Here is a 23,908-nt window from a genome sequence, read left to right as displayed (position 1 = left end):
CCCGGCGGGAACGGCACATCTGCCGACAGGGGGCGCGTACATGACAGTACCTCGTTCGCAAGGGAGGACGGAGAAACCTTCAGGGGCGCCGGGAACCGCGCGATCCACCACACGAGCCCGCGGCCGGAAGACAGCGCGGCTCTCCCGGAGGGCAATACCGCTATCCCTTCACGGCCCCCGTCAGCATCCCCTTCTTGAAGTGCTTCTGGACGAAGGGCGACAGCACGGCCACCGGCAACAGCGCCAGCACCATCACCGCCATCTGAATGGCCAGCGGCGACAACTGCCCCGTATTGATCTGCGCGGACAACCCCACCGGTCGCTCCTGCTTCTGCACCAGCTGGATCATGACGTTCTGCAGCGGCATCATGTCCTGGTCCGTCAGATAGATCGACGCGTTGAACCAGGCGCTCCAGTACCCCACCGCGTAGAACAGCGCGATCACGGCGATGACCGCCCGGGACAGCGGCATCACGATCCGGAACAGGATCCGCCAGTCACCGGCCCCGTCGATGCGGGCGCTGTCGATGAGTTCCTGGGAGATGTTCATGAAGAACGCGCGGAGCACCAGGATGTTGAAGACGCTCACCGCGCTCGGCAGGATCAGCGCGAGGTAGGTGTCGGTCAGCCCGAGTGCCTGCACCAGCAGATAGGTCGGGATCAGGCCGGCGCCGAAGAACATCGTGGCGAGCAGGGTCATCAGGATCCAGCGGTGTCCCAGCGTCCCGGTCCGCGACAGTCCGTAGGCGCTCAGCACCGACACGGCCATGCTGAACAGCGTGCCGACGACGGTGACGCCGATGCTCACCAGGGTGGCGCGCTGCACCTGACCGCCGGTGAGGAGTTCCTGGTAGGCGACGAAGGTGATGCTCTTCGGGATCACCACCAGACCGCCCGCCTCGTCGATGGTCCGCTTCGTCTGCAGACTGGTGACGATGACGATCCACAGCGGGAAGAGGATGCCCAGGCAGGCCAGGCCCAGGGCGAGGCCCTTGCCGGCCTGTCCGGCCTTGGACGGCTCCTCCTCCCAGACGGGCCGGGGCGGTGCGGCCCAGGGGCTCGGCTTCTTCGCCCGATCGGTCGGCGGCTGCTCACCGGGCGGTGTGTCGAGGACGGTGGTCACTTCTTGTACACCCCCTGCTCACCCATGAGATGGGCCACCTTGTTGGCGGTCAGCACCAGGCCCAGACCGACCACGCCCTTGATGAGGCCCGCGGCGGCGGCGTAGCTGAAGTCCTGGTTGCGGATGCCGTTCCACCACACGTAGGTGTCGAGGACCTCGGAGGCGTCGACACCCACCGCTTGCCGTTGCAGCAGCAGTTGCTCGAAGCCGACGGTGAGGGCGTCGCCGACGCGCAGCACCAGCAGCAGGGCGATCACCGGGCGCAGGGCGGGCAGCGTGATGTGCCACATGCGCCGCCAGCGTCCGGCGCCGTCCATGGCGGCGGCCTCGTACAGGTCGTTCGAGACCGCGGAGAGCGCGGCGAGGAAGACGATGATGCCCCAGCCGGCGTCCTTCCAGACGGTCTCGGCCGTCACCAGGTACTTGAAGATCTCCGGGTTGGTCATCAGGTCGAAGCCCTCGTAGCCGTGCCGGCGGAGGGTCTGCGCGATGATGCCCGCGCCACCGAAGATCTGCATGAAGACGGTGACGACCAGGACCCAGGAGAAGAAGTGCGGGAGGTACATGACCGCCTGGGCGACCGCCCGCACCCGGGGTCTGACGATGCTGTTGATGAGCAGCGCGAGCAGGATCGGGATGGGGAAGTAGAGCACCAGCTGGAGGAAGAACAGGACGAAGGTGTTCTGCACGGCGTGCCAGAAGGCCGAGTCGGCGAAGATGCGCTCGAACTGCTCGACCCCGATCCAGGGGCTCTCGAAGATGGCGACGAAGCCGTTCTCGCTGAGATACGGGTCGTAGTCCTGGAAGGCGACCACATTGCCGAGGATCGGTATGTAGTTGAACACCAGGATCAGCAGCAGGGCCGGCACCGTCATCAGGATCAGCGTGCGGTCACGCCGGAACCTGAGCCGGAGGCCCAGCTTCCCCGAAGCCTTCCCGGGCGTCTCCGCCCTCTCGCCGGCCCTCTTCCCCGGCTTCTTCCCTGCGCCCCGCCTCCCGGGCCCGGGGGCATCCCCGTTGCCCGCCGTCGGGTCCTGAGAGGTCTGCGCCTCGGTGGTGCCCCGGGGCACCGTACTGTGCGACACGGCCTTCTCCTCGCGTCAGCCCCGGGTCACTTCGCCGAGCCGTGGTCGTCGAGCAGCTTCTTGTACCAGTCGCGCAGTTGGTCGCCGCCCTTGCTCTTCCAGTCGGACACGGCCTGCTGCACATCGCTGATCTTCTTGCGGCCGCGCACCACGTCGTCCTCGAGCTGCTCGAAGTCGTCGGCGAGGTTCGACCAGCGGTTGGGCTCGGTGACGGTGAGGCCGAAGAAGGAGGACTTCTTGGTGAAGGCACCCATGCGCTGCTGCCACTCGACCATCGCCCTGGTGACGTCCGGAAGGTCGGGGTAGGCGATGTACGGGGCCGGGTTGCCGGTGTAGTCGTAGGCGCCGTTGACCTCGTTGACGCCCTGCTGGGTCTTGACCGGGAGCCCGCCCTCGACCGCGTAGTCGGTACCCTCGACTCCGTACGCGGTGAGCATGAACTCCTTGGTGCCGTAGGGCGCGGCGCAGAAGTTGCAGAGGGCGAGGAAGTCCTTGATCTGCTGTTCGGTCGCCTTCTTGGAGACGAAGGTGAAGATGTTGGCCGGCTGGACCGCCCACAGCGTCGGATCGCCGCCGCCGGGGCCGAAGATGTCGAACGCCCCCATCTCGAAGTCCGGGTTCTGGGTGCGCTGTTCGGCGGTCTTGCCCCACCAGTCGGAGATGTTCTGGTTGTAGACCAGCACCTCACCCGCGGTGAAGCGGTTGCCCGCGTTGCCGCCCGTCTTGCCCTGGACCGCGTCGGGGTGGACCACTTCGGCGGCGTAGAGCTTGCGGGTCCACTCCAGCGCCTCGAGGTACTGCTCGGTCTCGACGCGGTTGACCAGCTTGTCGCCCTCGAGGTTCCACCAGAGGGCCTTGTCGCTGCCGGAGAGGACGCCGAAGATGTTGAAGGCGGTCCACTTCATGTCGTCGCAGGCCCAGAGCTTGGCCTTGGCGTCGGTGGCCTCCTTGGCCCAGGTGAGGAATTCGTCGGGGCTCTTCGGGACGCCGTACCCGTTCTTCGCGAACAGGTCCTTGCGGTACAGGGGCGCGATGTCGGTGACGTAGGGGGCGGGCATCGGGACGCCCCGGAGCTGTCCGCCGAAGATGCCGCGCTGCCAGGCCTCGGTGGGGACGGCCGCGAGGTTGGGGTAGTCCTTGACCTTGTCCCCGGCGAGATGGGGCCCGAGGTCGGCGAACTTGGCGTTGACGGCACTGGGGATGCGGCCCATCAGGTTCCAGCCGGGGACGACCACGACGTCCGGGATGTCGCTGGAGGCGAGGACCGCGCCGAGCTTCTGGTCATACGTGACGCCGTCCTGGTTCTGCCAGGTGACCTCGACGCCGACGGCCTTGTTCATCGCCGTGTAGTACGGGTTGTCACCCTTGGGCGGGGTGCCCCAGAAGGGGGACATGATCTTCAGCTTGCCGCCGCTGCCCAGCGCCTTGGGCACCGACGTCTTCAGTTCGGCCGTCGGTATCGCCTTGGTGAAGCCGGCCGCCGACCCGTTCTTCGCCGGGATGTCGGGGGTGACGACGGCCGACGCCACGAACGCCGGGAGGAGCTTCTCGGCCTCCTTGCCGGAGGTGGTGCCCTCCTTGCGGCCCTCCTGCTCACCCCCGCAGGCGGAGAGCAGCGGGATTCCTCCGGCCACCGCTGCGGTGACGACCGCCGTGGAGGCGAGGAAGCTTCTCCGGCTGGGTCCGGAGGAGTTGGAGGCGTTCGGCGTCATTGCGTCAACCCTTCATGGCGCACCAGGACACCCGGCAGGTGGCCGTCGGCTGCGGTGTCTTCAGTGGAACTGGCTGAGCCGAAGCGGTCTTCGGCGGGGGCTGGGCCGCACGCGGCGGGCCTCACAGTCGAAGCGCTTCGATGTTGCTGCGAGGTTAAGTGAACACCCAGGGGCACACAAGGGCCGCATCCAAGATTGCTCGGATGTATGCGTGATCGCGACGCAGGTACAGGAGCCAGGAGCCGACAGAAAGGCGTCCGATCCGATCCTCCCGGATCCCTTGACACCCACCCCCGACCCGAATGAGCATCGAAGCGCTTCGAAAGTGCTTCGCCGCTCCATCCCGAGGGGAACCCACGTGACCGCACATACGCCGCCTACGCCGCCTTTCCGCGACACGGGGCTGCCCCTCGCGAAGCGCATCGACGACCTTCTGTCGCGGCTCACCCTGGACGAGAAGACCGGATTCCTGCACCAGTTCGGGCCGGCTGTCGAGCGCCTGGGTATCGCCGCCTTCCGCACCGGCCAGGAGGCTCTGCACGGGGTCGCCTGGATGGGCCCGGCGACGGTGTTCCCCCAGGCCGTCGGCCTGGGTGCGACCTGGAACCAGGAGCTGGTGCGCCGGGTGGGCGAGGCGGTCTCCCGGGAGGCGCGTGCGATGCGCGCGCGGGACGAGCGCGTCGGCCTCAACGTCTGGGCCCCGACCGTCAACCTGCTGCGCCACCCCCTGTGGGGCCGCAACGAGGAGGGGTACTCGGAGGACCCGAAGCTCACCTCGGCGATCGCCACGGCCTACACGCTGGGCCTGCGCGGCAACCATCCGGCGTACTGGCGCACGGCGCCCGTGCTCAAGCACTGGCTGGCACACAACAACGAGACGGACCGCGACACCTCCTCCAGCTCCGTGCGCCCGCGCGTGCTGCACGAGTACGACCTGCGCGCCTTCCGGGAGACGGTCGAGGCGGGCACCGTGGCCGGGGTGATGCCGGCGTACAACCTGGTCAACGGCCGCCCCAACCACGTGTCGCCGTATCTGGGCGAGCAGTTGCGCGCCTGGAGCGAACAGGACCTGCTGGTCTGCTCGGACGCCGGCGCGCCGTCCAACCTGGTCGACTCCGAGCACTACTTCGACACCCACGAGGAGGCCACCGCGGCGGCGCTGCGGGCCGGTGTCGACAGCTTCACCGACCACGGCACGGACAGTTCCGTCATCATCGGGCGGGTCAGGGGCGCCCTGGAACAGGGGCTGCTGACGGAGGCGGACATCGACGCGGCCGTCCGCCGTCAGCTCTCGGTGCGGTTCCGGCTCGGCGAGTTCGAACCGGGCGCGGACCCGTACGCCGGGGAAGAGGCCTTCGACACCCCGGAGCACCGGGCACTCGCCCAGGAGGCCGCCGAGCAGGCGGTCGTCCTGCTCAAGAACGACGGCCTGCTGCCGCTCGCCCCGGGCACCCGCGTCGCGGTCGTCGGGCTGCTCGCCGACGAGTGCAAGCTCGACTGGTACAGCGGCAGCCTCCTCCACCGCTCCACCCCGCTGGAAGGTCTCTACGAACGGTTCGGCGCCGACCGCGTGGAGTTCGCCGAGGGGGTGGACCGCGTCCTGCTGAAGACCTCCGACGGCACGTTCCTGCACGTCCCGCCCGCGCCGGATGCCCCAGGTGCGGCGCGCGGTGCCGAGGGCGCCCTCGACCCTGCGCTGCTGGCGGGACGTACCGATCTGCCGCCGCTCACCGCGAGGGCGTCCGGTACCGAACTGGCCCTGGTCGACTGGGGCGAGGGCGTGCTCACTCTGCGCGCACCCGACGGCCGTTATCTCTCGGTCGCCGAGGACGGGTACGTGCGTGCCTCCGCCGACCAGCCGGGCGGCTGGGTCGTGCAGGAGACGTTCCGGCTGGAACCGCACGGGGACGGTCACCTCCTGCGGCATGTGGGGACGGGACGCCATGTGCAGGTCGCCGCCGACGGCGTGAAGGTTGCCGAGGAGCGTCCCGAGGTCTTCGAGCTGGTCGTCACCGAGCGCGGGGAGGACGCGGTGACGCGCGCCGCCGCCCGGGCCGACGTGGTCGTGGTGGTCGCGGGCAACGATCCGCACATCAACGGGCGCGAGACCGAGGACCGCACGACGCTGCGCCTGCCCGCCCAGCAGGAACTGCTGCTGGGCGCGGCCCGCGCCGCCAACCCGAACACGGTGCTGGCGCTGGTCTCGGCCTACCCGTACGCGGTGGACCCGGCGGACCTCCCGGCGATGCTGTGGACCGCGCACGGTGGCCAGGCCGCGGGCACCGCCCTGGCCCGGGTGCTCGCCGGTGACGTCTCCCCCGCGGGCCGGCTGCCGCAGACCTGGTACGCCGACGACGCCGACCTGCCGGACCTCCTCGACTACGACGTGATCGGCTCCCGGCAGACCTATCTGTACTTCGAGGGCACACCGCTGTTCCCGTTCGGACACGGCTGTTCCTACGCGTCCTTCTCCTACGGGGAGGTGACGACCCGGATCGTCGACTCGACGGTGCGTGCCGGGTTCACGGTGACCAACACCAGTGACGTGACAGCCGACGAGGTGCCCCAGCTCTACGCGCGGGCCGTGGACCCGTCGGTCCCGCGTCCGCGCCGCGAGCTGCTGGCCCACCGGCGGGTGACGCTGGCGCCCGGGGAGACGGCCGGGCTGTCCTTCGTCCTGCCACTGTCCGCCTTCGCGTTCTGGGACGTGGCGGCCGGCCGGTGGCGGGTGGAGCCGGGGGCGTACGAACTGCTGGTGGGTGCCTCCAGCGAGGACCTACGGGTCCGGACCACCGTCACGCTGGAGGGTGAGCCGGCCGCCCCGCGTCCCGTCGTCGAACGCGGCCTGGACGCCGTCGACTTCGACGAGCAGAGCGGCACCGAGATCGTCGACCGGACGAAGGCGGGGGGCGACTCGGTCACGGCCGTGGCCGGAGAGGGCGGCGAAGTGCTCTTCCGCGGCTGCGACTTCGGCTCCGGCGTGACGGAGGTGACGGTGGACGTGTCCGGCGGCGGCACGGTCGAGTTCTCACTCGACGGCGGCCCGGTGCTTGCCGCGCTGTCCCCCGGGGCGCCCACGCCGGGACCGTACGCCTACACCACGCTCCGTGCGTCTTGCGCCGCCATCGACGGCGTGCACGACGTGCGTCTGCGCCTGCGCGGGCCGCTGCGGCTCGCGCGGGCCGGCTTCTCCGGTTGAGGGTCCGGACGCGGCCGGCACAGGGAGGGGCCCGGTACCCGGACTTCGCGAAGTTCTTGGGTTCAAGGGGTCGTCCCGTCCGCCCCGGACCGTCCGTCCGGGCGTGGACAGCGTCCGCGGGTCATGCCGTCCGGGTGTGATGTCACCCGTGTGCGCCGTGTGTCAGTATGTGCGGGACGGACGCGGAGGAACTCCGGTGCGGGTCGCAGGACCCAACTCCGGGGCGGGCCCGCCACTGTGACCGGGGAGTCGTCTCCCGACGAAGGCCACTGGCAGCCGGCGGGAGCCGACAGCCGGGAAGGCCGGAGACAGACGCCGCCGTCCGGGCCGTACCGGCCGCGCACAGCGCCACCGGTCGCCGGACGTCGAGATCCGGGAGCCAGGATATTCCGCCCGTCCCGCGACCGGGCGCGTGTCGACGCGACTCGCCTCGACGTCCTCCGGCGCGGTCCGTCACGGCGGCGTGGAGCCCCGCCGAACCCGGAAGGACTCCCGTCGTGATGCCGTCGTCCGGCTCCGAACCGACACGTTCGCCCGTCCCCGTCCCCGTCCCCGTCCCCGTCCCCGTCCCCGTCCCCGTCGGCAGCCTGCTGGAACGCACCGTGGCCGCCATCACCCCGGCGGATCCGTCGGCGTACGCAGCAGCCGAAGACCGTCAGGGCCACCTCACCAAGCCGCCCGGCTCACTGGGCAGGCTGGAAGAGATCTCGATCCGCCTGGCGGCGCTGTCCGGCACCTGCCCCCCGCCGATGCCCGAACCGGCCGTGGTGGCCGTCTTCGCCGCCGACCACGGCGTGCACGCTCAGGGTGTCACCGTCTGGCCTCAGGAGGTGACGACGCAGATGGTCGCCAACTTCCTGGAGTCCGGCGCGGCGGTGAACACCCTGGCGGCACAGGTCGGGGCGCGGGTGGTCGTGGTGGACGTCGGGGTGGCGACTCGCTCCCCGGACTGGCCCGTTGTCACGCCGGACAAGCTGATGCGCCGCCGTGTCCGCAACGGCACGGCGGACTTCACCAAGGGCCCGGCGATGACCCGTGAGGAGGCCACGCGGGCGCTGGAGACCGGCATCGAGGTGGCGGAGGAGCTGATCGCGGACGGCTGCCGCTGCCTGATGACCGGCGACATGGGCATCGGCAACACCACGCCCTCCGCGGCCCTGATCGCGGCGTTCACGGGCGCGGACCCGGCCGCCGCCACGGGCCACGGGGCGGGGATCGACGACGAGACACTCCTGCGCAAAGTGGACGTCGTGCGCAGGGCATTGGCCCTGCACACCCCGGATCCGGCCGACCCGGTCGGGGTCGTGTCCGCGGTCGGCGGCCTGGAACACGCGGCCCTCGCGGGCTTCGTCCTGGGCGCGGCCGCGCACCGGATCCCGGTCATCCTGGACGGCGTGATCGCCACCTCGGCGGCCCTGGTCGCCACGGCACTGTCCCCGGCCGCGGTGGACGCCTGCGTCGCGGGCCACCGCTCGGTGGAGCCGGGCCATGCGATCGCCTTGCGGCAGCTCGGCCTGCACCCCCTGATCGATCTGGGTCTGCGCCTCGGGGAGGGCACGGGGGCGGTGCTGGCGCTGCCCCTGGTCCAGTCGGCGGTTCGCGCACTGCGGGACATGGCGACGTTCGAGTCGACGGGAGTGGCGGGAGCACGGGCCTGACCCGGCCGGAGCCGTCCCAGCGGCGGCAGGCGGCGGCGCGACGGCCGCCACCCGCCCTGCCACGGCACGCCGAAGCCTCCCGTTTCCGGGGAGGCTTCGGCTTCCGGCCCGCCGGCGCCCGGACGGCCCGCCTCGCGGGAGCGCCGGGTCAGAGGGCGAGGCCGGTGAGGACCATCACGCGCTCGTAGGTGTAGTCGTCCATCGCGAACTTCACGCCCTCGCGGCCCACACCGGACTGCTTGGCGCCGCCGTACGGCATCTGGTCGGCGCGGTAGGAGGGCACGTCGCCGATGACCACGCCGCCGACCTCCAGGGCGCGGTGGGCCCGGAAGGCGGTCTGCAGGTCGTGGGTGAACACACCCGCCTGGAGCCCGTACTTGGAGTCGTTGACGGCGGCGAAGGCCTCGGCCTCGCCGTCCACCTTCCGCACGGTCAGCACCGGTCCGAAGACCTCCTCGCAGGAGAGGGTCACATCGGCCGGTACGCCGGTGAGCACGGTCGGCGCGTAGGAGGCGCCGTCGCGCTTGCCGCCGGTGAGGAGGGCGGCGCCCGCGTCGACGGCCTCCTGCACCCACGCCTCGACGCGCTGTGCGGCCTCCTCGCTGACCAGCGGGCCGACATCGGTCGCGTCATCGTTGGGGTCGCCGGTGACCTGTGCCTCGACGGCGGCGACGATGCGCGGCAGCAGCCGGTCGTACACCGACGCGTCGGCGATCACGCGCTGCACGGAGATGCAGGACTGACCGCCCTGGTAGTTGGAGAAGGTCGCGATGCGCTGTGCGGCCCTGTCCAGGTCCTCGTCGCTCGCGAAGTCGGCGAGGACCACGGCCGCGCCGTTGCCGCCCAGCTCCAGGGTGCAGTGCTTGCGCGGCACCGAGTCCATGATCGCGTAGCCCACCTTCTCCGAGCCGGTGAAGGAGATCACCGGCAGCCGCTCGTCCTGGACGAGGGCTGGCATACGGTCGTTGGGGACCGGGAGGATGCTCCACGAGCCGACGGGCAGCCCGGTCTCGGCGAGCAACTCGCCGAGGAGCAGTCCGGACAGGGGCGTGGCGGGCGCCGGCTTCAGGACGATCGGGGCACCGGCGGCGATCGCCGGGGCGATCTTGTGGGCGCACAGGTTCAGCGGGAAGTTGAACGGTGCGATGCCGAGGACGACGCCCTTGGGGAAGCGGCGGGTGAACGCGAGCCGCCCCTGGCCGCCGGCGTCGGTGTCCAGGCGCTGCGCCTCACCGCCGTTGAACCGCCGGGCCTCCTCGGACGCGAAGCGGAACACGGAGACGGCACGGCCGACCTCGCCGCGGGCCCACTTCACCGGCTTGCCGTTCTCGGCGGAGATCAGCCGGGCGATCTCCTCGGTGCGCTCGGCGAGGCGCCGGCTGACATGGTCCAGCGCGGCGGCACGGACATGGGCGGGCGTGGCGGCGAACTCGTCCCGTACGGCGTACGCGGCGGCCACGGCCTCCTCGACCTGGGCGTCGGACGGCACGCTCACCGTGCCGACGACCCGGCCGTCCCAGGGGGAGGTGACGTCGAAGGCGGCCTCGCCGGTGGCCTGGCGGCCGGCGAGCCAGAAGGCGTGGGTGGAAGACATGGGGAGTCCCGGCCCTTCCGCGTAGGGGGTGTACTGGGTTTCTGGGTCCACGGTAGGGGCGCGCCGCCGGGCGGGCGCTTGTCCGGCACGTCCGGATGCCGGGCAGCAGTGCGCCGCATCGGCACAAAGACGGTGCCACCACCACGCGGGGCCACGGAGCCACCGCTGACGCGCCGCTCCCCCGCACGGGCACGCCCCGGGCAGCCGTTCGGCCCGCGCACGCGGCCACCGGGGCGCAGTGCGAGGCATCCGCGCGGGGCCCGGAGGACGGCCGCGAGGACGCCACCGCGCAAGGCCCGGGAAGGGGCGCGCCGCTGGGCGGTCGTTCCGGCTCACGGCCCCAGAGGATTAGATCGGTAAGTGACCGCCCGGCACACGGCCCTGTAGGACCACACCGGTAAGTGACCGCCCGGCACACGGCCCCAGAGGACCACACCGGCAGGTGACCGCCCGGCCCGGGCCCCGCGTGCCCGGGCCGCCGTTGGCGCATCCGTGCAGGAGCCGGAGAACGGCCACGGGGCGTGCCGCCGGGGGCCGGAGGGGGCCTCCGGTCGGGGGAGGGGAGCGGCGGAGGGGCGGTGTCCGCCGGGCTGCCCCGGCGCCGCTCAGCCGGTCTCGGACGATGTCGCCTTGAGTGCCAGCCACAGCTCCATGCGGACGTCCGGATCATCGAGGGAGCGGCCGAGGATCTCCTCGACGCGGCGCATGCGGTAGCGCAGGGTGTGGCGGTGGACGCCGAGGTCGGCGGCCGCGGCGTCCCACTGGCCGTGCCGGGAGAGCCAGGCGCGCAGGGAGGCGACGAGGTCGCCGCGGCCGGTCGCGTCGTGTTCGCGCAGTGCCCGCAGCAGCCCGTCGGCGAATGCCCTGACCGCGTCGTCGGCGAGCAGCGGCAGCACGGACCCGGCGGCCATGTGCTCGTGCTCCACCAGCACCCTGCCCCGCCTCCTGGCCACCGACAACGCCTGTTCCGCCTGTTTGTAGGCGGCGGACGCGGCGATCGGCCCGGCCGGGGCGGACAGCCCGATCACCAGGTCGTCCTCGTCGGCCTTGCGGGCCGCCTCCCGCGCGGCGGCGTGGTCGCAGCAGGCGGCCACCGCGGCGCCGCCGTCGGCGGCCAGGACGACCAGCCGGTCCCCCTCCGGCACGACCAGCACCGACTCCCCCGAGCGGGCAGCGGCGGAATCCGCGGTCTCGGCGAGGGCCCCGAGGCCGTCACCGTGCGCCTCGCTGCCAACGGCGACGATGATCCGGAAGGGCGCGTCGAGGAGGCCGCCGTACAGGTCCCCGGCCACCGCGCGGGCGTGATCGGGTTCCCCGGCGAGCAGCATGCGCAGCACGGCGGCGCCGATGCGCTGCTCGGCCACGCGCAGGGAGCGGGAGCGTTCCGTGGTGAGGGTGAGCAGCGCGATGGCGGAATGGACGGCGTACCGCTCGGCGGTGCCGGGGGCCGCCGCCGTTCCGACGGCGAGCGCCGCGCGGGGACGCCGGCCGGTGCCGAGGGAGTGCAGTTCGACGCGGTCCTCGTTGTCCGGGCCCGCCACGACGGAGGACGCGGGCGCGGGCCGCTCCCGCAGCCGGTTCACGTCCGCGGTGAGCCGTGCGGCGCGCCGCCCCGCCCACTCCGGTGCCGCCGCGACGACGGCACCCGAGGCGTCGTAGAGCGCGGCCCATCCGTCGACCTGGGCGGCGAGCGCGGCCAGCAGGCCCTCCGGGCCGTCGCTCAGCGTCTGTCGTGTCAGTTCCCGCTGGGCGGCGAAGCCCGCGGTCACCGCGCGGTACTGATCGGCGGCGATGGCGGCGGACACGGCCTTGCTGATCGCGAGGAAGGGGGTGCGGCGCGGCACCTCCAGCAGCGGCAGGCCCTCCGCGCGTGCCGCGTCGACGAGGGCGTCGGGGATGTCCTCGTAGTGGACGCCGACGGCGAATCCGAGACCGACGACGCCCGCCCCCGCCAGCCGCTTCACATAGCGGCGCATCGCCTCCCGGTCCTCGGCGTCGAGTTTGAGCGCGGTGATCAGCAGCAGCTCCCCGCCCTCCATGTAGGGCACGGGGTCGGCGAGTTCACTGGCGTGCGCCCAGCGGACGGGTACGTCGAGGCGGTCCTCGCCCGCGCGCACGGTCAGCTTGAGCGCGGAGTGGTGGACGAGCGAGGCGAGCGTCGGGGGCATCGGGACCTTGAGCCTTCGGGTCTGCGTCGGGTGTGTGAGAACTCGGTGATCCTTTGGCCGCCGCGTATGAACGGCCCGTGTCGATTCTGCCTCACTGTACGGTCACCGGCTGCCCGGACGGCTCACTCCCGCAGGTCCACCAGCAGCGGGGGCGCGTGCTCGCCCTTGACGGTCGTCAACGACAGCACCGCGTGCCCCGCGGGCACCGTGTGCGCCAGCTCGGAGGCGGACCAGCGCTCCCGCTCGACCTGCCGGACCGTCACCGCGTCCGTCGTCACCCGCCTGCCGGTCACCAGCTTGCGCAGCGCGTGCAGCGCACGGGTCATCGGCTGGTCGGCGAAGACCGTGTGCTTGGCGACCTCCGTCGTCTCCACCCACTCGGTGCCCCAGGTCTGCGCGAACCGGTTGCCGTCCCAGGTGGTGACACCGGAGAACGCCATACGGCAGCCCACGGCCCCGTAGAGCGGCCCGTGCAGCGCCTCGGGGACGTCGGCGACGGTACGCAGGGCGAGCAGCACGCCCGCGTTCTGTGAGCGCAGTCGCTGGATGCGGCGCACCGACTCCGCGGTGACCGTGCCGGTCGCGTCGTCCAGGACCAGGCAGGCGAAGTGCGCGCGCCGACCCTCCCGGACGACGGCGTGGAACTGTGCGAGGACCAGCCTGGTGATGAGGCGGCCGGCCTCCTCGTGTCCGCGCTCGGGCAGGTCGATCCGCACCCGCAGGGGGTGGTGGGCGATCGCGCGCAGGGAGAACGGCCTGCCGGGGCCGCCGCCGCCGAAGAAGTCCGCGAACACCGGCCGGTTGAGCAGAGCGAGCCGGTCGGCGAGGGCCCGGCCCGTGTCGCCCGGCGTGCCCGTCTGCCGGGCGCGCGCGTCGAGTTCACGGCGCATGACGTCGTCCCCGCTCGCGGAAAGCGCCTCCCGCAGCGGCGTCAGCGCCCTCTCCTCGCCCTCCAGCAGCTCGCGCAGCTCCGGCAGGGCGGGGTAGCGGCCGTGCACCGCACGGAACGGGCCGAGCAGCTGCGCCAGCGTCGTGGCGGCGCTCTGCGTGCCGACCGTGTCGAGGTCGCCGGCCAGCGCCTCGGCGAGGACGCCGGCCGCCTCGTCCGGATCGTCGGACTCGGCGTACGGGTCGAGGTCGTACACCGAGGACGTGTCACCGATCCGCACGATCACGTCGAAGGCGTCGTCCGCGCCGAGCGGGTTCCCCGCGGCGGAGACAGCGACCACGGAACAGCGCCCGGTGAGCGCCTGGAGCGCGAGCGCCTCGGTCACCGGCTCGACCAGGGTGGCGGTCTTGCCGGATCCGGAGGGGCCGACGGCGAGCAGCGAGGTGCCGAGGACGTCCGGGCCGAGGGCCGCCCCGGCACCGCGGTACGGCTGCGGGGCGCGTTCGGCCGCCACCCAACTGCCGATCCGCACCTGTTCGGCGAGCAGGTCGTGGCGGGCGGTCCGGCGCGGCAGGTCCCGGGCGCCGGAGGGGTGGGTCCAGGCCGCGCCGGCCTGCCGCAGAACGGTGTCACGGAAGGCGCCCGGCGTGGCACCGCGCCGGGCGGCGGCGAAGGCGTGCTCGATGCGGGTGCAGTCGACGTCGTTCATACGGCCGGCGATGACCTCGGCGGTGAGCAGGTCGGCCGCCTCGTGCTGGCCCGCCTCACGCAGGTCCGGCCACTGGGAGCGGGGGCGGTCGGGCACGGAGGTGCTGGGGGCGGCGCTCCCCCGGCTACGGGCGAGCAGCTCCTTCGCGTACGGCAGCCAGGCGCCGAGGCGGGCGAACGGCCACACCACGAGCAGCGTGACGACCGCGTACAGCGTGTTCGTGAAGACGGAGGACGCCATCAGGCTGTAACTGTCCGTGATCAGGACCGTCAGGGAGAGAAGCGGGTCGACGACCGGCACCGGGGACCATCCGACGAACGGGAACGCGTCGGGGAAGACGAAGCCGAGGGCGACGAGGGCGAGGAGCGCGGCGACGAGGGCACGGGCGGGCTGGGGCCTGCGGCCCACGTAGTGGCGGACGATGGCGCGCCAGCTGCCCAGCACGGCCACCGCGACCGCCAGTACGGCGAAGGAGACGCCTTCGTAGACCACGAGGGCTTCCGACCCCGGGGACGGCACCTCCCGTCCCTCGAACACCTTGGGCGAGATGACCGTGCCGCCCCACCACCAGTCGTCCGGCGTGAAGGCCCTCAGGGGGGCGACCTGGTACGAGGTGATGCCGCGCTGCCAGAGCGACCAGACAAGGGCCGCGAGGGCGAGCGGGACGAGCATGCCGGCGACGGTCACCGGTGCGAGCCGTTCCGTGGCCTGCTTCGGCGGGTGGTAGCCGAACCGCCAGATACCGGGGTGGGCGCCCGGCCTGGCCGCGTCGAGCCAGGCGGCCACGGCGGACGAGGGCCGGGGAGCCTGTCCGGGTACGGGGGGTACGCCCGGGGCCTGTCCGGGTACGGGGGGTACGCCGGGTGGTGGCGGCGTCGCCGGTACGTCCGGCGGCCCCGCGGGGCGGGGTACGGGATGGGCATGCGTGCCCCGCGCGTCCTGGGTACCGTCGCTGTCCATCGCCCTTGCCCCCTGAGCAGCCGCGCCATCCTCCATCAGCGAGCCAATCTAACGCCCCGACAGACGGAGTCCACCGTTTACGTGGCCGTGGGAGGGCAGGGGGTGGGCCGCGGCTGCCCGCGTTCGCGGGGTGCCGCCGCGCCCGCCCTCCCCGCTCCCGGCTTCGTCCGGGCGCGGGGAGGCACGACTGCCCGCGGCCCGGGCAGCGCCACCCCGCTATGTCCACGACGGACAAGCCGGGGCCCCGCACAACGCCCACATGGAGCATGCCCAGGCCTCATCGGCGGCCCTAGCCTGCGAGAAAAGAACGCACGTGTCCGAAACACCCCCCAGGAGCCCCGCATGACCGCACTTCCGCAGGAGCGCCGCGTCGTCACCGCCATCCCCGGCCCCAAGTCGCAGGAGTTGCAGGCCCGCCGCACCGCGGCGGTCGCGCAGGGCGTGGGCTCCGTACTGCCCGTGTTCACCGCCAGGGCCGGTGGCGGGATCATCGAGGACGTCGACGGCAACCGGCTGATCGACTTCGGTTCCGGCATCGCCGTGACCTCCGTCGGCGCCTCCGCCGAGGCCGTCGTACGCCGTGCCTCCGCCCAGCTCGCCGACTTCACGCACACCTGCTTCATGGTGACGCCGTACGAGGGGTACGTGGCCGTCGCCGAAGCGCTCGCCGAGCTGACCCCGGGCGACCACGCCAAGAAGTCCGCGCTGTTCAACAGCGGCGCCGAGGCGGTCGAGAACGCCGTCAAGATCGCACGTGCGTACACCAGGCGGCAGGCGGTCGTCGTGTTCGACCACGGCTACCACGGCCGCACCAACCTCACGATGGCGCTGACCGCGAAGAACATGCCGTACAAGCACGGCTTCGGCCCGTTCGCGCCCGAGGTGTACCGCGTTCCTGTGGCGTACGGCTACCGCTGGCCGACCGGCCCGGAGAACGCGGGTCCGGAGGCAGCCGCGCAGGCCATCGATCAGATCTCCAAGCAGGTCGGTGCCGAGAACGTGGCCGCGGTCATCATCGAGCCGGTGCTCGGTGAGGGAGGCTTCATCGAGCCGGCGAAGGGCTTCCTGCCCGCGGTCCGCACGTTCGCCGAGGACAACGGCATCGTCTTCGTCGCCGACGAGATCCAGTCGGGCTTCTGCCGTACCGGCCAGTGGTTCGCCTGCGAGGACGAGGGCATCGTCCCGGACCTGATCACCACGGCGAAGGGCATCGCCGGTGGTCTGCCGCTGGCCGCCGTCACCGGCCGCGCGGAGATCATGGACGCCGCACACGTGGGCGGCCTGGGCGGCACCTACGGCGGCAACCCGGTGGCCTGCGCGGGTGCGCTCGGCGCCATCGAGACGATGAAGGAGCTGGACCTCAACGCCAGGGCGATGCGCATCGAGTCGGCGATGAAGGCCCGTCTCACCGCCATGGCCGAGAAGTTCGACATCATCGGCGACGTCCGCGGCCGTGGCGCGATGATCGCCATCGAACTGGTCAAGGACCGCGCGACCAAGGAGCCGAACCCGGAGGCGACCGCCGCTCTGGCCAGGGCCTGCCACCAGGAGGGCCTGCTGGTCCTGACCTGCGGCACGTACGGCAACGTCCTGCGCTTCCTCCCCCCGCTCGTCATCGGCGACGACCTGCTGAACGAGGGCCTCGACATCATCGAGCAGGCGTTCGCGCGCATCTGAGCCGGCATCGGGGCAGGTGAGCCGCCTGCCCCGGCCCGCCGCCACCGGTGAACGGCAGAGGGTGTGAAGAACGTGTGCGGGGTGGATGACAGGAGCCCGTTGGCCCTGTCGCGGGGCCACCCCCTGCCGTAGGTTTCTCCGCGGATGAGAGATACACCCCGCCCACAGGGAACTGCGGGCGGCTCAGGCCGGGGCCTCCCCAGCTTCGACCTGGTAGTGCCTCCGCGCACACACAACCGGGGCCTGCAGGCTTCGGGTCTCCTCACGATCGGACGGTCGCCCGCCCCAAACCCCCCGGGGCGCGCGGCGTTCCGATCCGGACGGCCGTCCGGGCATTCCACACGGCAAGCCGTTCCCCGAAGGGCCGGCGCGCCCCCCCTTGCGCCGGCCCTTCGGCGTTCACGGGCAGGGCTCCTCCTCGGTGATACGGGCCGGCAGCACACGCACCTCGCGCGTGCGCGGGTGAGCGGGATGCAGGTCCCGCTCGCACTCGGTCAGCGCCTGACGCACCAGCACCTCCGCCTCCGCTTCCCCGTCCCACCCGCGGCCGAGGCCGTGCAGCCCGCGCCGTGACCGGGGTTCCGATGTCCGCTCTCGGCGCGGTCGCCGGCGGGTGTGAACCGGTGGGCCTCGGCGAGGTCTCCTCGAACCTGCCGTCCGGCGCCAGGAGCTCGGTACGGGCCAGGGCATTCCGGCGTGCACGGCCCCCGCCCCCTTCGTATGCCGTTCACGGGCGGTGCGGGTACGTGATCGCCCACCTGCGAAGCTGGACGGCATGGTGCTGCTGCTGGGACCGCCCGTCCTCCTCTTCGCGCTGATCACCTGGCAGGTCGTCGCGGACGGACCGCTGGTGGATCTCGACGAGCGGCTGAGCGAGGACCTCGTTCAGCCGGACCGGACCTCCGAGGTGCTCGCCGACCTCGGCAACATCCAGGTGGCCGTGCCGGTCCTGGCGGTGGCGCTGGCGTACGTCGCGTGGCGCGGACGTGCGCGAGGCAGTGACCGCTGGTGGCTGCCGCCCCTCGCCGGGGCGGCGGCCATGGTGCTGGTGCCGGTGCTGGTCGCCCCCTTGAAGGAGTGGACCGACCGTCCGGGCACCCCGGCCGTGCCCCCGGCGGTCGGCTACTACCCCTCCGGCCACACTGCCACCGCCGTCGTGGCGTACGGCGCGGCGACGCTGCTGCTTCTTCCGCTGCTGCGTTCGCCGGCCGTACACCGTTCACTGGTCGTGCTCTGCGGCGCCCTGGTGCTGGGCGCCTCCTTCGGGCTGGTGCGCCGGGGCTACCACTGGCCGCTGGACGTGGTGGCCAGCTGGTGCCTCGGCGCGGTGCTGCTGATCGGTCTGCGGCTGCTGGTCAGCCGAAGCAGCCGTCGAACGTCCCCGGGAACTCCCCGCCTCCGAACCGGTCCCAGCTGACCGACCAGGTCATCAGCCCGCGCAGCGCGCGCCTTCCGCAAGCGTGTTCCGCGCTTCCCTTACGGACACCGAACGCCCGCTGCCGGCTCAGCTGTCGAACCCCAGGCCCAGCCTGTCCATCGTCCGCAGCCACAGATTGCGCCGCCCGCCCTGCGCGTCCGCCCTGGCCAGGGACCACTTGGTGAGGGCGATGCCGGTCCAGGCGAACGGTTCCGGCGGGAACGGCAGTGGCCTTCTGCGCACCATGTCCAGCTCCGTGCGCTCGGTCCGCTCCCCCGCCAGCAGATCCAGCATCACCTCGGCGCCGAAGCGGGTGGCGCCCACGCCGAGCCCCGTGTAGCCCGCCGCGTACGCCACCTTCCCCGCGTGTGCCGTGCCGAAGAACGCCGAGAAGCGGGTGCAGGTGTCGATCGCGCCGCCCCACGCGTGGGTGAAGCGGACGCCCTCGAGCTGGGGGAAGCAGGTGAAGAAGTGCCCGGCGAGCTTGGCGTACGTCTCCGGCCGGTCGTCGTATTCGGCACGCACCCGGCCGCCGTAGGGGTAGACCGCGTCGTAGCCGCCCCAGAGGATCCGGTGGTCGGCGGACAGCCGGAAGTAGTGGAACTGGTTGGCACTGTCCCCGAGGCCCTGGCGGTTCTTCCAGCCGATCGAGGCGAGCTGCCCGGCGGTGAGCGGCTCGGTCATCAGGGCGTAGTCGTAGACCGGGACGGTGTAGGCGCGGACCCGTCTCACCAGGCTGGGGAAGATGTTGGTGCCGAGCGCCACCGTGCGGGCGCGGATCGCCCCGTACGGGGTGCGTACGGCCATACCGGCTCCGTGCGACTTCAGGGTGAGGGCAGGGGTGTGCTCGTAGACGCGCACACCGAGGCCGAGGCAGGCCTGCTTCAGTCCCCAGGCGAGCTTGGCGGGGTGGAGCATCGCCACGCCGCGGCGGTCGTACAGGCCGGCCGCGAAGGTCGGGGAGTTCACCTGCTCCCGTACGGCCTCCGTGTCCAGGTACTCGATGTCCCCGGCGAGGCCCTTGGCCCGGATCTCCTCGTACCAGTCCCTGAGCTCCCGGGCCTGGTACGGCTCGGTGGCGACGTCGATCTCGCCGGTGCGTTCGAAGTCGCAGTCGATGGAGTGGCGGGTGACCGTCTGCTCGATGGCGTCGAGATTGCGGGCGCCCAGCCGCTCCAGGGTGTGGATCTCCTCCGGCCAGCGGGCCAGTCCGTTGGGCAGGCCGTGGGTGAGAGAGGCGGCGCAGAATCCGCCGTTGCGGCCGGAGGCGGCCCAGCCCACCTCGCGGCCCTCCACCAGCACGACGTCCCGTGCGGGGTCGCGTTCCTTCGCGATCAGCGCGGTCCACAGCCCGCTGTAGCCACCGCCGACGACCAGCAGGTCGCAGGTGTCGGCACCGGTCAGGGCGGGCTCGGGGTCGGGCCTGCCGGGGTCGTCCAGCCAGAAGGAAGCCGGCCGTGCTTCGGAAAGGGATTCGGTCCAGCGGCTCATGGCGCTCGGGGCCATGATGTCAACTCCCTACAGGGGATTGCGGCGTCGTTTCTATGCCTTCTGGCGGTTGCGGCGATTGCCGATGAGCATGGAGACCAGTACCAGCAGCACGGCGATGACGAACATCGCCGTACCGATCACATTGATCTGTACGGGTGTTCCGCGCTGGGCGGAGCCCCATACGAACATCGGGAAGGTGACGGTCGAGCCGGCATTGAAATTGGTGATGACGAAATCGTCGAAGGAGAGCGCGAAGGCGAGCAGCGCGCCCGCCGCGATGCCGGGGGCGGCGATCGGCAGCGTGACCCGGAGGAACGTCTGGACCGGGCCGGCGTACAGGTCCTGCGCGGCCTGCTCCAGCCGGGGGTCCATCGACATCACACGCGCCTTCACGGCGACCACGACGAAGCTGAGGCAGAACATGATGTGGGCGATCAGGATCGTCCAGAAGCCCAGTTGGGCGCCCATGTTGAGGAACAGGGTGAGCAGGGAGGCCGCCATGACCACCTCGGGCATCGCCATCGGCAGGAAGATCAGCGAGTTCACGGCGCCGCGGGCACGGAAGCGGTAGCGGACCAGTGCGAAAGCGATCATCGTGCCGAGCAGGGTGGCGCCGAGGGTCGCCCACAGCGCGATCTGGAGACTGAGCGACAGCGAGGCGCACAGTCCGGATACTCCACACGGATCCTTCCACGCGTCCGTGGAGAATTCCTGCCACGTGTAATTGAAGCGCCCCTTCGGATTGTTGAAGGAGAACACCGTGACGATGACGTTCGGCAGGAGGAGATACGCGAGGGTCAGCAGTCCCGCGATGACGACGAGATGACGCTTGAACCAGTTGACGAAGGTCATTTTAAACCAGATCCTCCGTGCCGGACTTGCGGATGTAGAACGTGACGATGAAGAGGATCGCGGCCATCAGAATGAACGAGAGTGCCGCGGCCGTCGGATAGTCGAGAATCCGCAGGAACTGCGACTGGATGACGTTGCCGACCATGCGGGTGTCGGTGGATCCGAGCAGATCCGAGTTGATGTAGTCGCCGGACGCGGGGATGAAGGTCAGCATGGTGCCGGAGACCACGCCCGGCAGCGACAGCGGGAAGGTGACCCGGCGGAAGGTGGTCGACGGTCTCGCGTAGAGGTCGTTCGCCGCCTCGTGCAGCCGGGGATCGATGCGCTCCAGCGAGGTGTAGAGCGGCAGGATCATGAACGGCAGGAAGTTGTACGTCAGGCCGCAGACCACCGCGAGCGGGGTGGCCAGCACCCGGTCGCCGGCGGTCCAGCCGAGCCAGGCGGTGACGTCCAGGACGTGCAGGGTGTTCAGGACGTCGACCACCGGGCCGCCGTCGGCGAGGATCGTCTTCCAGGCGAGGGTGCGGATCAGGAAGCTGGTGAAGAACGGCGCGATCACCAGGACCATGACCAGGTTCCGCCAGCGTCCCGCGCGGAAGGCGATCAGATACGCCAGCGGGTAGCCGAGCAGCAGGCACAGCACGGTCGCGGAGGCCGCGTAGAGCACCGAGCGGACGAACTGCGGCCAGTAGTCGGACAGCGCGTCCCAGTAGGTGGCGAAGTGCCAGGTGACCTGGTAGCCCTCCTCCAGGGAGCCCGTCTGCACGGACGTGGAGGCCTGGTAGATCACCGGCAGCGCGAAGAAGACGAACAGCCACAGCAGGCCGGGCAGCAGCAGCCAGTACGGCGTCCAGTGGCCCCGCTTGCGCGGGGGTTTTTGTTCCGGGGCGGGCGCCAGGGGTGGCGCCTCGGTGACCGTGGCCATCAGGCGACCTCTTCCTCGACCGTCTCGACGCCCGCGTCGATGTCCTGTGCCGCGTCCAGGCCGAAGGTGTGCGCCGGGTTCCAGTGCAGGACGATCTCGGCGCCCGGCACCAGCCGGTCGTCGCGGTCGATGTTCTGCACGTAGACCTCGAAGTCGGAGCAGACCGGGCTGTCGACGACGAACTGGGTGGAGACGCCGATGAAGCTGGAGTCGGCGATCCGGCCGGTGATGCGGTTGCGTCCCTCGGGTATCTCACCGGCGTCGTCGGCGTGGGTGAGGGAGATCTTCTCCGGGCGCACCCCGACCAGCACCTTGCCGCCGGTCGTCGCGGGAGCGCTGTTGCGGGCCTCGGGCAGGACGAGCTTGCCGCCGCCCGCCTTCAGCACGAGCTCTCCACCGGACTTCGAGTCGACCTCGGCCTCGATGAAGTTGGAGGTGCCGAGGAAGTTGGCGACGAAGGTGGTGCGCGGGTTCTCGTAGAGGTCGGCGGGCGAACCGAGCTGCTCGACCCGGCCGGCGTTCATCACGGCGACCGTGTCGGCCATGGTCATGGCCTCCTCCTGGTCGTGCGTGACGTGCACGAAGGTGATGCCGACCTCGGTCTGGATGCGCTTGAGCTCCAGCTGCATCTGGCGGCGCAGCTTCAGGTCGAGGGCACCGAGGGGTTCGTCGAGGAGAAGCACCTTGGGATGGTTGATCAGCGCGCGGGCGACGGCGACGCGCTGCTGCTGTCCTCCGGAGAGCTGGTGCGACTTCTTGCGGGCCTGCTCGCCGAGCTGGACCAGCTCCAGCATCTCCTCGACCTGCCGCTTCACGCTCTTGATGCCGCGCCGGCGCAGGCCGAAGGCGACGTTCTCGAAGATGTCGAGGTGCGGGAAGAGGGCGTAGGACTGGAAGACCGTGTTCACCGGCCGCTTGTACGGCGGCAGCGCGGTGACGTCCTGGTCACCGAGGTGGACGGTGCCCGCGGTGGGCTCCTCCAGGCCGGCGATCATGCGCAGGGTGGTGGTCTTTCCGCAGCCGGACGCGCCGAGCAGGGCGAAGAAGGAGCCCTGGGGAACGGTCAGGTCGAGCGGGTGTACGGCGGTGAAGGAGCCGTAGGTCTTGCCGATGCCGGTGAGGCGGACGTCCCCGCCGTTGCCGGGCGCGGTGGTGTCTTTGGTGGTCTTCATCTCGTCACGCCCCAGTGAGCTTCGCGAACTTCTCTTCGAATTCCGTCTCTTCCTTGGAGCTCAGGGAGCGGAAGGCACGGGACTTGGCCTGCATGGCCTTGTCGGGCAGGATCAGCGGGTTGTTCGCCGCGTCCTCGTCGATCTCCGCGAGGTCGTCCTTCACCCCGTCGACGGGACAGACGAAGTTGATGTAGGCGGCGAGCTCGGCGGCCGGCTGCGGCTCGAAGTAGTAGTCGATCAGCCGCTCGGCGTTCGTCTTGTGCCGGGCCTTGTTCGGAATCAGCATGTTGTCGCTGGACGTCATGTAGCCGCTGTCAGGGATCAGGAACTCGATGTCCGGGTTGTCCGCCTTGAGCTGGACGACGTCGCCGGCCCAGGCGAGACAGGCCGCGAAGTCCCCCTTGGCGAGGTCGGCCGTGTAGTCGTTGCCGGTGAAGCGGCGGACCTGCCCCTTGTCGACAGCCTTCTGCAGACGGGCTATCGCCCCGTCGTAGTCGTCGGCGGAGAACTTCGCCGGGTCCTTGTCCATGTCGAGCAGGGTCATGCCGACGGTGTCCCGCATCTCGGTCAGGAGACCGACGCGCCCCTTGAGCCCCGGATTGTCCAGCAGGTCGGAGAGGGTCTTCACCTCGATGCCGTCGAGCGCCTTCTTGTTGTAGGCGATGACCGTGGAAATGCCCTGCCAGGGGTAGGAGTAGGCGCGGCCGGGGTCCCAGTCGGGATTGCGGAACTGGGCCGACAGGTTGGTGAAGGCGTTCGGGAGGTTGGCGGGGTCCAGCTTCTGCACCCAGCCGAGGCGGATCAGGCGGGCGGCCAGCCAGTCGGTGAGGACGATGATGTCGCGGCCGGAGTCCTGGCCGGCGGCGAGCTGCGGCTTGATCTTGCCGAAGAACTCGGTGTTGTCGTTGATGTCCTCGGTGTACTTGACCTTGATGCCGGTGCGTTTCGTGAACGCGTCCAGCGTGGGGTGCTCGCGCCCGCTCTCGTCGACATCCATGTACTCGGTCCAGTTGGAGAAGTTGACGGACTTCTCCTCCTCCGAGTGGTCCTCCGCCGAGACGCCGCCCCGGGTGTTTCCGGCGGCGGGGATGCCGCAGGCGCTCAGTGCGCCGAGTCCGCCGGCCGTGAGCGCGCCGCCCGCGGAGGCGCGCAGCACGGAACGGCGGGTCAGTGCCGCCCTGCCGGTGCGGAAACCGCGCCGTACGGCGGCCTCCTGGGCCGGTGAGAGGCGGTCGGGCTCGTACTGCTCCATGCGCGTGGTGCCCTTTCGGGAGGGG

At 71.2% G+C, this 23,908-nt stretch carries 15 protein-coding genes; 4 read left to right on the top strand and 11 right to left on the bottom strand.

All coding sequences use genetic code 11. From position 1 onward, the window contains the following. Window positions 1–160: 160 nt before the first annotated feature. The 3 genes from ACZ5C2_RS31200 to ACZ5C2_RS31190 are packed head-to-tail and all read right to left on the bottom strand — an operon-like array spanning window position 161 to window position 3,920. A complete protein-coding gene (locus ACZ5C2_RS31200) occupies window positions 161–1,123 on the bottom strand; it encodes a carbohydrate ABC transporter permease (RefSeq protein WP_468798894.1) in 963 nt (320 codons plus the stop codon). Further along, window positions 1,120–2,208, bottom strand: a complete 1,089-nt coding sequence (locus tag ACZ5C2_RS31195) for an ABC transporter permease (protein WP_468798892.1) — start codon at window positions 2,206–2,208, stop codon at window positions 1,120–1,122. The genes ACZ5C2_RS31200 and ACZ5C2_RS31195 overlap by 4 nt, the downstream gene beginning before the upstream one ends. 26 nt (window positions 2,209–2,234) lie before the next feature. Beyond that, window positions 2,235–3,920, bottom strand: a complete 1,686-nt coding sequence (locus ACZ5C2_RS31190; RefSeq protein WP_468798890.1) for an extracellular solute-binding protein — start codon at window positions 3,918–3,920, stop codon at window positions 2,235–2,237. Window positions 3,921–4,278: 358 nt separating this feature from the next. On the opposite strand from ACZ5C2_RS31190, the gene ACZ5C2_RS31185 reads away from it, so the two are divergent. Together ACZ5C2_RS31185 and cobT are read left to right on the top strand one after the other, a co-directional pair. Next, window positions 4,279–7,119, top strand: a complete 2,841-nt coding sequence (locus ACZ5C2_RS31185) for a glycoside hydrolase family 3 C-terminal domain-containing protein (protein ID WP_468798888.1) — start codon at window positions 4,279–4,281, stop codon at window positions 7,117–7,119. A gap of 500 nt (window positions 7,120–7,619) precedes the next feature. Next, a complete protein-coding gene (gene cobT, locus ACZ5C2_RS31180) occupies window positions 7,620–8,777 on the top strand; it encodes a nicotinate-nucleotide--dimethylbenzimidazole phosphoribosyltransferase (protein WP_468798918.1) in 1,158 nt (385 codons plus the stop codon). Window positions 8,778–8,925: 148 nt separating this feature from the next. Here cobT and ACZ5C2_RS31175 read toward each other — a convergent pair whose 3' ends face one another. The 3 genes from ACZ5C2_RS31175 to ACZ5C2_RS31165 form a co-directional block, all read right to left on the bottom strand. Next, window positions 8,926–10,371 carry an aldehyde dehydrogenase family protein gene (locus ACZ5C2_RS31175; protein ID WP_468798886.1) on the bottom strand — a complete coding sequence of 482 codons (1,446 nt, stop codon included), beginning with the start codon at window positions 10,369–10,371 and terminating at the stop codon, window positions 8,926–8,928. A gap of 605 nt (window positions 10,372–10,976) precedes the next feature. Beyond that, window positions 10,977–12,539: a PucR family transcriptional regulator gene (locus tag ACZ5C2_RS31170; RefSeq protein ID WP_468798884.1), complete on the bottom strand. Its 1,563-nt coding sequence runs from the start codon at window positions 12,537–12,539 to the stop codon at window positions 10,977–10,979. Between the two features lie 122 nt (window positions 12,540–12,661). Next, window positions 12,662–15,097, bottom strand: coding sequence for an ATP/GTP-binding protein (locus ACZ5C2_RS31165; protein WP_468798882.1), 2,436 nt, complete (start codon window positions 15,095–15,097; stop codon window positions 12,662–12,664). 342 nt (window positions 15,098–15,439) lie between these two features. Between ACZ5C2_RS31165 and gabT the strand changes: the two genes are divergently transcribed. Both gabT and ACZ5C2_RS31155 read left to right on the top strand, forming a co-directional pair. Beyond that, entirely contained in the window at window positions 15,440–16,774 is a 1,335-nt protein-coding gene (gene gabT, locus ACZ5C2_RS31160; protein WP_468798880.1) for a 4-aminobutyrate--2-oxoglutarate transaminase, read from the top strand. Window positions 16,775–17,549: 775 nt separating this feature from the next. Further along, complete coding sequence (locus ACZ5C2_RS31155; protein ID WP_468798878.1) at window positions 17,550–18,191, top strand: phosphatase PAP2 family protein; 642 nt, start codon at window positions 17,550–17,552, stop codon at window positions 18,189–18,191. An 87-nt stretch (window positions 18,192–18,278) separates the two neighbouring features. On the opposite strand, the gene ACZ5C2_RS31150 is transcribed toward ACZ5C2_RS31155, so the two are convergent. From ACZ5C2_RS31150 to ACZ5C2_RS31130, 5 genes are read right to left on the bottom strand one after another with little or no spacing between them, the layout of a single operon-like run. Next, entirely contained in the window at window positions 18,279–19,697 is a 1,419-nt protein-coding gene (locus tag ACZ5C2_RS31150) for an NAD(P)/FAD-dependent oxidoreductase (protein WP_468798876.1), read from the bottom strand. Between the two features lie 36 nt (window positions 19,698–19,733). Next, the gene (locus ACZ5C2_RS31145) at window positions 19,734–20,534 is read right to left on the bottom strand and encodes an ABC transporter permease (protein WP_468798874.1); all 801 of its coding nucleotides are present in this window, start codon (window positions 20,532–20,534) and stop codon (window positions 19,734–19,736) included. A gap of 1 nt (window position 20,535) precedes the next feature. Next, on the bottom strand, window positions 20,536–21,459 hold the full coding sequence (locus ACZ5C2_RS31140) for an ABC transporter permease (RefSeq protein WP_468798872.1): 924 nt from the start codon (window positions 21,457–21,459) through the stop codon (window positions 20,536–20,538). Next, entirely contained in the window at window positions 21,459–22,631 is a 1,173-nt protein-coding gene (locus ACZ5C2_RS31135; RefSeq protein ID WP_468798870.1) for an ABC transporter ATP-binding protein, read from the bottom strand. Before ACZ5C2_RS31135 ends, ACZ5C2_RS31140 begins: the two co-directional genes overlap by 1 nt. A gap of 4 nt (window positions 22,632–22,635) precedes the next feature. Further along, window positions 22,636–23,883 carry a polyamine ABC transporter substrate-binding protein gene (locus tag ACZ5C2_RS31130; RefSeq protein WP_468798868.1) on the bottom strand — a complete coding sequence of 416 codons (1,248 nt, stop codon included), beginning with the start codon at window positions 23,881–23,883 and terminating at the stop codon, window positions 22,636–22,638. Between the last annotated feature and the right edge of the window lie 25 nt (window positions 23,884–23,908).

It is taken from the genome of Streptomyces sp. NPDC031365 (assembly GCF_055569765.1).
Note: the sequence above shows the minus strand (reverse complement) of the source record. Positions and strands in the feature narration are given on the sequence as shown.

Bases quoted from the DNA above. Each gene is read 5' to 3' on its own strand.
- ACZ5C2_RS31135 (WP_468798870.1), bottom strand. From the start codon at position 22,631: ATGAAGACCACCAAAGACACCACCGCGCCCGGCAACGGCGGGGACGTC.
- ACZ5C2_RS31130 (WP_468798868.1), bottom strand. From the start codon at position 23,883: ATGGAGCAGTACGAGCCCGACCGCCTCTCACCGGCCCAGGAGGCCGCC.
- ACZ5C2_RS31170 (WP_468798884.1), bottom strand. From the start codon at position 12,539: ATGCCCCCGACGCTCGCCTCGCTCGTCCACCACTCCGCGCTCAAGCTG.
- gabT (WP_468798880.1), top strand. From the start codon at position 15,440: ATGACCGCACTTCCGCAGGAGCGCCGCGTCGTCACCGCCATCCCCGGC.
- ACZ5C2_RS31145 (WP_468798874.1), bottom strand. From the start codon at position 20,534: ATGACCTTCGTCAACTGGTTCAAGCGTCATCTCGTCGTCATCGCGGGA.
- ACZ5C2_RS31190 (WP_468798890.1), bottom strand. From the start codon at position 3,920: ATGACGCCGAACGCCTCCAACTCCTCCGGACCCAGCCGGAGAAGCTTC.
- ACZ5C2_RS31140 (WP_468798872.1), bottom strand. From the start codon at position 21,459: ATGGCCACGGTCACCGAGGCGCCACCCCTGGCGCCCGCCCCGGAACAA.
- ACZ5C2_RS31175 (WP_468798886.1), bottom strand. From the start codon at position 10,371: ATGTCTTCCACCCACGCCTTCTGGCTCGCCGGCCGCCAGGCCACCGGC.
- ACZ5C2_RS31165 (WP_468798882.1), bottom strand. From the start codon at position 15,097: ATGGACAGCGACGGTACCCAGGACGCGCGGGGCACGCATGCCCATCCC.
- ACZ5C2_RS31150 (WP_468798876.1), bottom strand. From the start codon at position 19,697: ATGGCCCCGAGCGCCATGAGCCGCTGGACCGAATCCCTTTCCGAAGCA.
- cobT (WP_468798918.1), top strand. From the start codon at position 7,620: ATGCCGTCGTCCGGCTCCGAACCGACACGTTCGCCCGTCCCCGTCCCC.
- ACZ5C2_RS31155 (WP_468798878.1), top strand. From the start codon at position 17,550: ATGGTGCTGCTGCTGGGACCGCCCGTCCTCCTCTTCGCGCTGATCACC.